The sequence below is a fragment of the Gluconobacter kondonii genome (genome assembly GCF_002723995.1).
Taxonomy (GTDB): Bacteria; Pseudomonadota; Alphaproteobacteria; order Acetobacterales; family Acetobacteraceae; genus Gluconobacter; species Gluconobacter kondonii.
Genome location: NZ_BEWP01000037.1, coordinates 1 through 8,239, shown reverse-complemented (window position 1 = coordinate 8,239; position 8,239 = coordinate 1). Strand labels below are relative to the sequence as shown.

General features: G+C 56.3%; 7 protein-coding genes and 2 pseudogenes. 6 read left to right on the top strand and 3 right to left on the bottom strand.

Going from position 1 to position 8,239, the window contains the following annotated elements:
* Together GKO01_RS16215 and GKO01_RS15300 are read right to left on the bottom strand one after the other, a co-directional pair.
* Positions 1 to 186: pseudogene (locus GKO01_RS16215) on the bottom strand (hypothetical protein); the annotation flags it as partial.
* Positions 187 to 480: 294 nt separating this feature from the next.
* The gene (locus GKO01_RS15300; protein WP_099287749.1) at positions 481 to 939 is read right to left on the bottom strand and encodes an Lrp/AsnC family transcriptional regulator; all 459 of its coding nucleotides are present in this window, start codon (positions 937 to 939) and stop codon (positions 481 to 483) included.
* Between the two features lie 90 nt (positions 940 to 1,029).
* On the opposite strand from GKO01_RS15300, the gene metC reads away from it, so the two are divergent.
* The 6 genes from metC (at position 1,030) to GKO01_RS15270 (ending at position 8,107) form a co-directional block, all read left to right on the top strand.
* Entirely contained in the window at positions 1,030 to 2,214 is a 1,185-nt protein-coding gene (gene metC / locus GKO01_RS15295; protein WP_099287748.1) for a cystathionine beta-lyase, read from the top strand.
* A 225-nt stretch (positions 2,215 to 2,439) separates the two neighbouring features.
* On the top strand, positions 2,440 to 3,660 hold the full coding sequence (locus GKO01_RS15290; protein ID WP_244901513.1) for a dicarboxylate/amino acid:cation symporter: 1,221 nt from the start codon (positions 2,440 to 2,442) through the stop codon (positions 3,658 to 3,660).
* A 241-nt stretch (positions 3,661 to 3,901) separates the two neighbouring features.
* Positions 3,902 to 6,181 carry a TonB-dependent siderophore receptor gene (locus GKO01_RS15285; protein WP_099287747.1) on the top strand — a complete coding sequence of 760 codons (2,280 nt, stop codon included), beginning with the start codon at positions 3,902 to 3,904 and terminating at the stop codon, positions 6,179 to 6,181.
* Entirely contained in the window at positions 6,178 to 6,456 is a 279-nt protein-coding gene (locus GKO01_RS15280) for a hypothetical protein (protein ID WP_099287746.1), read from the top strand. The genes GKO01_RS15285 and GKO01_RS15280 overlap by 4 nt, the downstream gene beginning before the upstream one ends.
* Positions 6,453 to 6,752: a hypothetical protein gene (locus GKO01_RS15275; protein WP_099287745.1), complete on the top strand. Its 300-nt coding sequence runs from the start codon at positions 6,453 to 6,455 to the stop codon at positions 6,750 to 6,752. Before GKO01_RS15280 ends, GKO01_RS15275 begins: the two co-directional genes overlap by 4 nt.
* On the top strand, positions 6,752 to 8,107 hold the full coding sequence (locus GKO01_RS15270) for a PepSY-associated TM helix domain-containing protein (protein WP_099287744.1): 1,356 nt from the start codon (positions 6,752 to 6,754) through the stop codon (positions 8,105 to 8,107). The genes GKO01_RS15275 and GKO01_RS15270 overlap by 1 nt, the downstream gene beginning before the upstream one ends.
* Before the next feature lie 17 nt (positions 8,108 to 8,124).
* Here the strand turns inward: GKO01_RS15270 and GKO01_RS16655 are convergent.
* A pseudogene (locus GKO01_RS16655) lies at positions 8,125 to 8,239 on the bottom strand (IS481 family transposase); the annotation flags it as partial.

The following is an 8,239-nucleotide window of genomic DNA, read 5'->3' as shown; positions in this document are numbered from 1 at the left end:
GCGCAACATATTCTGTGAGGTTTTTGAAGCCGTCTGAAGTCCTAGCATGGCTCTCCAACCCAGCCACCACGCGGCCGACATCGGCGCAAGATTAGAGCTTCCGTCTTCATTAACCGTACTGATCAGGACAACTGGAGTTCCCAGATAAAGAATAGACGGCTCAATCGCGACATGCGGATCGTTCATCGAAAAATTCCTGGCGATAAAGACGGGGTCTTATGTAGCGCTCCGCAACTTCACGAACTCCGTTTCTTGCCCTTAGTGCATTTTTTCTCATTTTTCCGTAGAGATCGGGAAGACTGCCATGCTGTGCTTCAATAGCGGCCAGACAAGTCCTCCGTAAACATCTGCTCTCGATAACGATTGTATTAAAAACCGCCGCTGTAGCTTCCCGGAAAAGGAGGAGGGTGGCCATTTTGCTTAGATCCTAACCTAGTAATCGCAGACGATACAGTTTCAGAACCCGCATTGCCCTCCTGCTCACACGGGCAAGCTACCCGATCGTTTGATTTCGCGGATTGAGAAATGTGTATGCATTTCCTTGATACATCCGAGCATCCGGATTTGCCGCATCGAGAGGTTATGAAAATCGTCCATATCCCGAACGACTATCTGCAGCAGATAATCGTATTTTCCCGAGACATTATGACAGGCGATCACTCCGGGCATTTTCGAGACTGCGCTTTCAAACCCGGTCATTGTCTCTTCCGAATGGTCGTCAAGCATGATGCTGAGAAACGCCAGAAGATTGAGGCCAAGTGCCTTTGCGTTCAGTTCCGCATGGTATCCCGCGATATAGTCCGCTTCCAGAGGCTTCAACCGTTTCCAGCAGGCAGGTGCGGAGATCCCGACACGTTGCGCTAGATCGCTATTGCTCAGGCGTCCATCTGCCTGAAGCACCTGCAAAATCGTACGATCGATCTGATCCAACTTTATCATCAAGACAGGTTAATATTCTTTCCCACATACGTCCATAAATCTGGAGTTTTGAAAGCACATTTTGTCATAAAATCCCTACGATCAAAAGGAATGGAGGCAAAATGCCTAAAAAAAATAAATGATCGCACACTCCTGACCCACGCTGCTGTCAATCCATCGGAGCACCATGGATTCATCAACCCCGCCATCTTTCGTGGTTCGACCGTCGCGTTTCCCAACGTCGCTGCGCTGGCTGAGGGGAGGCAGCCCTATCGTTATGGCCGCTGGGACAATCCAACTTCAACTGCGCTTTGTGAGGCCATCAGCACTCTGGAAGGAGCCACTGGCACAGTGCTCTGTCCGTCCGGACTGACAGCCTGCACGACAGCCATTCTGGCGATTTGCGGTGCAGGCGATCATCTGCTGGTTCCCGATAGCGTTTATGGCCCGGTCAGGTATTTTTGCGCTACGGTGGCACGACGGATGGATATCGAAACCACTTATTATGATCCCCGCGACGGGGCTGGTATCGCCAACTTGTTCCAGCCTAACACGCGCGCTGTTTTCCTCGAATCTCCCGGTTCCGGAACATTTGAAATTCAGGATGTCCCTACCATCACAGCCGTAGCCCATGAGTGTGATATCTGCGTTCTGATGGATAACAGTTGGGCAACGCCTCTGTTCCTGAAGCCATTGGAACTGGGGGTTGATATCTCAATCATGGCCGCCACGAAATATATCGGCGGTCATTCCGACGTGATGCTGGGCACGATTGCCTGTGCTCCTCGTGCGTGGGAACAGGTCAGCGACATGCATTTCCAGCTCGGCCAGTTCGTCGGACCGGACGATGTGACGCTCGTTCTGCGCGGGCTTCGTACCCTCGATGTCCGCCTGCAGCGGCATCAGGAGAGTGCGTTGACGATTGCCCGCTGGCTGGAGCAGCACCCAGAGGTCTCACGCGTCTTCTATCCCGCGCTTCCGTCCCACCCGGGTCATGCACTGTGGCAGCGGGATTTCCGTGGGGCCAGCGGCCTTCTGTCATTCGTCACCCGCAGTTCGTCATCGAACGCCGTAGCAGCCATGATCGACGGGCTGAAGCTGTTCACGATCGGGTATAGCTGGGGTGGCTTTGAAAGTCTGGCGCTACCCGTGGACCCCCGTTCCATGCGCACTGCAACACAATGGACGGAAACCGGGCATCTCATACGACTGCATATCGGTCTGGAAGACGTTGACGACTTAATGGCTGACCTAAAAGAAGGGTTTAATCGATTGAGAAATATCTCCGATTACTGAAAGCGATTTATTGCAAATTACACCCTCTCCCCAAGAAGGATCATGCACGGGGAAAGCCACGCGCGGCCACATGAAAAATGTTTCTGGCAGACATATCAGGCAACGATTTTGAAATAATTTCCTGATTTTGCGGGTTACGCTGCAATGTATTTTTGTTTTTGTCCCATCTCCTGCATACAGAGCAAACCTCAACCTCAAGGAAGCATTCTGTTGCACAAAAACCGGATGACACTGCTGATTCTTGCCGCAATGGTACTGGGAAGTCTGCTCGGGGGCGTTGCGCATGCGTTTTTCCCAGATATTGCAACCCAGCAGATGATTGCAGGTGACCTGTCGATCGGTTCGACCGTGTTTCTGCGGCTTATCAAGATGATTTTGGCCCCCCTGATTTTCTCAACACTCGTCGTCGGCATCGGTCATATGTCTGATGCTGCCGCAGTTGGCAGAATCGGCGGCAAGGCTATGCTGTGGTTTGTCTGTGCGTCATTGCTATCTCTTACTCTGGGTCTGGTGCTCGTAAATATTTTCCAGCCGGGCGTAGGGATGCATAAAGTCAACATGATGACAGACACCCATCTGTCAGTCCATTCTTTGACTCTGGATGGCTTTATCCAGCATATGGTCCCGGATTCCATTTTCCGTGCCATGGCGGATAATGAAGTTCTTCAGATTGTCGTTTTCTCGATTTTTTTTGGGATTGCCTGCGCATCCCTGCCGGCCAAAGCAAAAGTCGTTCTGGAATGGGCGGAAAGCCTGTCGCATATTATTTTGCGAGTGACCTCATATGTCATGATGATTGCCCCTTTAGCCGTTTTTTGCGCCATGGCAGCCACCGTCACAACAAACGGATTTTCCATTTTAAGCATCTACGGAAAATTCATGGGTGAGTTCTATCTCGCGCTCGCAATCCTCTGGGCTGCTCTGATTGGCATCGCATTCACCTTCCTTGGCAAACAGGCTACAAAACTGATCAGCCTGATGCGTGAACCATTTCTGTTGGCCTTCTCAACCGCAAGTTCGGAGGCTGCATACCCGCTGATTCTGGAGCAGTTAACCAAACTGCCAGTATCCCGAAAGGTCTCGTCTTTCGTCCTGCCGCTTGGATATTCCTTCAATCTTGATGGCACGATGATGTACTGCACTTTCGCCAGTATATTTATTGCACAGGCCTACGATATTGCCCTGCCCTGGAGCACTCAGATTACCATGCTCCTTGTGCTGATGCTGACGAGTAAAGGCATGGCAGGCATCCCGCGAGCATCTTCAGTTGTGATTGTCGCAACACTTGGACAGTTCAACATTCCGGAAGAGGGAATTTTATTGATCCTCGGTATCGATACTTTTCTGGACATGGGACGCTCCGCCACCAACGTAATCGGCAACTCTCTGGCCGCAGCCGTGATCGATAAATGGGAGACGCAACGCAGGCCGCCACTCAGCCCCTGAACAGCATCAATCAGCATGTGACGACCAATCACCCGGGGCCTCTGAAGAACTGAGCGGACACCCGCTGGCTCTATCTGCAATACCGGCGATCATGTCGTCATACTCTGTCCGCGTTCTGATCGGTCCGCGTTTCCTCTGGCAACATTAAGTATTTTTCGCGCACACCTACATCGTCTCAGTTGACAATGATTCTCATTATCGAAATAGAAAGGGGTAAATTTAGTTTTAATGAAGGCGCTCCATGAGTTTCTCCCGGCTTATCTGTGGTACGGCGTCCTGTCTCGCCCTGAGCGCACAGATCGCATCCGCAACCCCCTCTGATCCGCAGGACAAGCGCACGGGGAAAACCACATCCGGTCAGACTGCCGGGTCTGCGAAACCGGAAGCGACAGGTTCGCCTGCCGAAATCATCACCGTCACCGCAACAGGATTGTCGCAAGCCGGAGCCTCGACCAAAACCCGCACACCCATCATCGAATCCCCACAGACAATCTCGATCGTCAGCCGCGACGAAATCGAACTGCGCTCCTCCCCCACTATCGCCGACGCCCTCGCCTACACCGCAGGAGTGCAGGCCGAACCACAGGGCATCGACAACCGGGTCGACGAAGTGTCCGTCCGTGGATTTGGCGCAGGCGGTTTTTCATCGAACAACAATTTCGTGGACGGCCTGCGCCTGCCCGCCGGGGGCCAGTGGACGCGCACATCGTTCGATCCGTTCGCCCTCCAGCAGATCGACGTCCTAAAAGGCCCGTCCGGAGCGTTGTACGGCCAGACGGCGCCCGGCGGCGTGGTCAATCTGGTAACGAAACGTCCGACGGAGAAAAGCGAAGGGGAGTTCTTCCTCCAGAGCAGCGGATATACAGATCTGGAAAACTGGCAGGGACAGGCTTCCGGCGATGTGTCGGGAAAACTGACCCATAACGGCAGCCTCACGGGCCGGATGGTCGCTCTGGCGAAATATGGTGGCACACAGGTCAATGATGTCACGGCAGGCCGCTATTACGTCTCGCCCAGCCTGACATGGAAATTCGCGCCCCATTCGACATGGACACTGCTGGCGCAGTACCAGCGCGATGTCGGCGGCTCGACGTTCCAGTTCCTGCCTGCAACAGGCACGCTTTATGCCTCCAAAGGCCGTTACATCGCCAATGACGCCAATATCGGCGAACCCGACTGGAACACCTTCGACCGCAATCAGGCCCTTTTCGGATCGTTTCTGGAACATCGCTTCAACCGTTTCCTGACGGTTCGGAACAACGTCCGCTACACCTATCTCGACACGCTCTACCGCTCCACAGTCCTCTCGGGCGATACGCTTGCGAAATGTACCAGTACCGTTGCGGGATGCGTGGCGGGAGAGACGGTCAACCGCCGCGCTGTCGAAGGCCGGGGGCGCTCACAGGGCGTCGCCATGGACACACAGGTCGAAGGCCATGTCCGCACCGGCCCCGTACGTCACCTCATCCTTGCCGGGACGGACTATTTCTATACGGACTGGAACCATGACCGCGATCTCGTCAGCGCGACACTGGTCAAGCCGCTTCTGAACATTTTCGATCCTGTCAGCCGCGGCAGCGCGGGTTACGAAAGCAACCTGTCCCCGCAGGTCTATACGTCCACGGTCAGCCGCCAGAACGGAATCTATTTTCAGGATCAGCTCAAGTTCGAGCGCCTGCGCGTTACGATCGGCGGCCGTCAGGACTGGGCCAATGACAACACCTACAATATCCTGACCCGCAAACGCTACATCACCCCCTCGCAGGCCTTCACCTGGCGCGCGGGCGGCGTCTATCTGTTCGATAACGGACTGGCACCCTATTTTAGCTATGCCCAGTCCTTCCAGCCGACCGTCTCCGATCCGTCCACGGCCAAGAACGGCTTGCCCTTCAAGCCAACCACCGGCGACCAGTACGAAGCCGGCATCCGCTACCAGTACGGCAAGAGCATCTATGTCACGTTCGGCGGTTATCAGATCACCCAGAAGAACATGACGACCCCCGACCCCGACGGCGAAACCTGCGGCACCGCCACCTGCCTGATCCAGACAGGCAAAGGTCGCGTCCGCGGTCTCGAACTTGAAGGACGCGCCACCCTTCCCTGGGACATGGCCGTCATTTTCACCGGAACGCGCAGCGACGCCCGCATCCGGCAGTCCAACACGGCAGGACAGATCGGCAACTACCTGCCGCAGGCCCCGAAATGGATGGCCTCGCTCTTCATCGACCAGCGCATCCGCTACGGCGCTCTCCGCGGTCTGGGAGTCGGCGGTGGCGTGCGCTACACCGGCACAAGCTACGGCGATACAGCCAACAAACTGGCCATCCCCGACTATACGCTGTTCGACACCTTCCTCCGCTACGATGTCGGCGATACCCATCCCGCCTATAAGGGCCTGATGCTCTCGCTCAACATGCGCAACGTCGCCAACAAGCGCTTCGTCGCAACCTGTACGGCAGTGGCCGCTTGCTATTACGGGCAAGGCAGAAACCTCACCGCCCGACTGGAATACCGCTGGTGAGTCCGGTCCTGTCCTACGCTCTCGCAACCCTGTTCATCGCAGTGGGCGGAGCGTTGCTCTATGCATGTTCCGCCAACCAGAAACTCCTGAACCGCGCCCTGAAAGGCAACGTCCCGGCTCTACTCGGGATCGGGTCTCTGCTTGCCGGAACAGCCATCCTGACAACCGCAACGAGTTTCTGCACCGCCTGCCTGATGGGCATGACCCTGCTCATGATCATCTGGTGCCTGCTGCCACTAGGCGCATCTCTTCTCGCTGGCAGATCCCGGCCATGACGAAGCTGCCCCAAACCCTCGACAACCGGCACTGGATCGCGAAAGTCTCCGCCGCCATCCTCGCGGGCGGCGGAATGACGTTCGCCATCATGGCCGTCCTCGGACGCCTCATTGGCGCGAATGGTGACCCCAGAAGCCTCTCCGCTCAAGCCCTGATGTGGCTGACAGCCGTTCTGTGGGTTCTGGTGCTGGGAACCTGCTTCCTGTTCCCCACGGGCCGTAAGGCTTGGGCAGTGCTGGGCGGGGGCTGCGTTGTCCTCTGGAGTCTCTTTCTACTCCTGAGAGCATTATCCTGATGAAAATCCGTTCCGATATCCTGCGCGTCTACCGCGAAGTCCATAGCTGGGTCGGGATCTGTGCCGGGCTGCTTCTGTTCGTGGCGTTCTTCGCCGGTGCGATCAGCATGTTTGAACAACCCCTCCAGAACCTGACCTCACCCCAACTCGACATGCCGCCCCCAGTGCCCCTGTCCCGGACACCAGACCTGCTCGAAAAAGTCTTCAGCGCCTATCCGCAGGCCCGGCAGACCTACACAATCCTGCTCGCCCCGGACCGCGGCCTTCCCGGCCGCGTGGCATGGCCTGTGCACCCGCCCCACGGCCACGACGCAGGACCGATGTTCGTCGCAACGCTCGCCCCCGACGGCACGCTGGTCGTCCGTCAGCAGGCCATTACCCCAGTCGCGCATTTCATCGACATGCTGCATCAGGAACTGGGCATCCCCCTGCCCCATGCAATCAGCCGACCGTTCATGGGCATCATCGCGCTGCTCTACGGCATGGCCCTGATCTCGGGCGTGCTGCTGTTCCTGCCCACGCTGGCCCGCAACCTATTCGCCTTCCGCTTCCGCGAGGGACCGCGCAAACTCTGGCTGGACCTGCACAATCTGCTGGGCTTCTTTTCGCTGCCCTTTCACATCGTCATGGCGTTGACCTCGGTGGTCTTCGCGTTCCATGACCCCATTTTCGCAGTGCAAAGTCGAGTTTTCGGCACATCCCATACCTCCCCGCATTCCCCGACACACACAAGACCTCACCCCATCACTGCGGACCAACACCCCGACGCACCGCTCCTCACCCCGACCGAACTCGTGACGTCCCTCGAAACACAGGCCTCGGGCTTCGTCCCCACCATACTGGCCTATAGTCAAGGCCATGGTGGCACAATGCTGCGTGTCAGCGGGCAGGACAGCCGTTACAGCATGCGCGGCCCCACGGCAGGCTTCGCCACGGTCGATCCCCGCAGCGGCAAAATCCTGTCCGCTGATTACCTCCCCGGTCATCAGAAAACCGGCTTTGCCATCCTGACGGTTTTCTTCGCCCTGCATTTTGGCAGTTTCGGCGGCAACGCGATCCGCTGGGGCTATGTCGTTCTGGGTCTTGCAGGGGCTGGCATGTTCTATACCGGCAACCGGCTCTGGATCGACGCCCGCCGCCGCCGCGAAAAAGCGGCAGGCCTCTCTAGGGATAGCCTCCCTACCAAAATTCTGAGCCGCCTGACGCCCGGATGGGTCACAGGCTGCATTACAGGCTGCTTAGTCATCCTTACAGCAGGGTATTTCTGCCCCGATGTCATGACCGTCGCGTTGGTGAAAGAGATATATTATGCCGTGTTTATAGTCTTCATCGCCTTTTTCATGCTCAAACCATAATCACTGCAAATGCTATTCGTGTCAGGTTGTGAGACATCATTGGCGTAATCGAGGATTTCGTTGACCTGGCTCATAATTTCACTTGGCTGGTTTGACGTAGTCAGGATTACGGGCTGCGGGATGTTTTTCAAA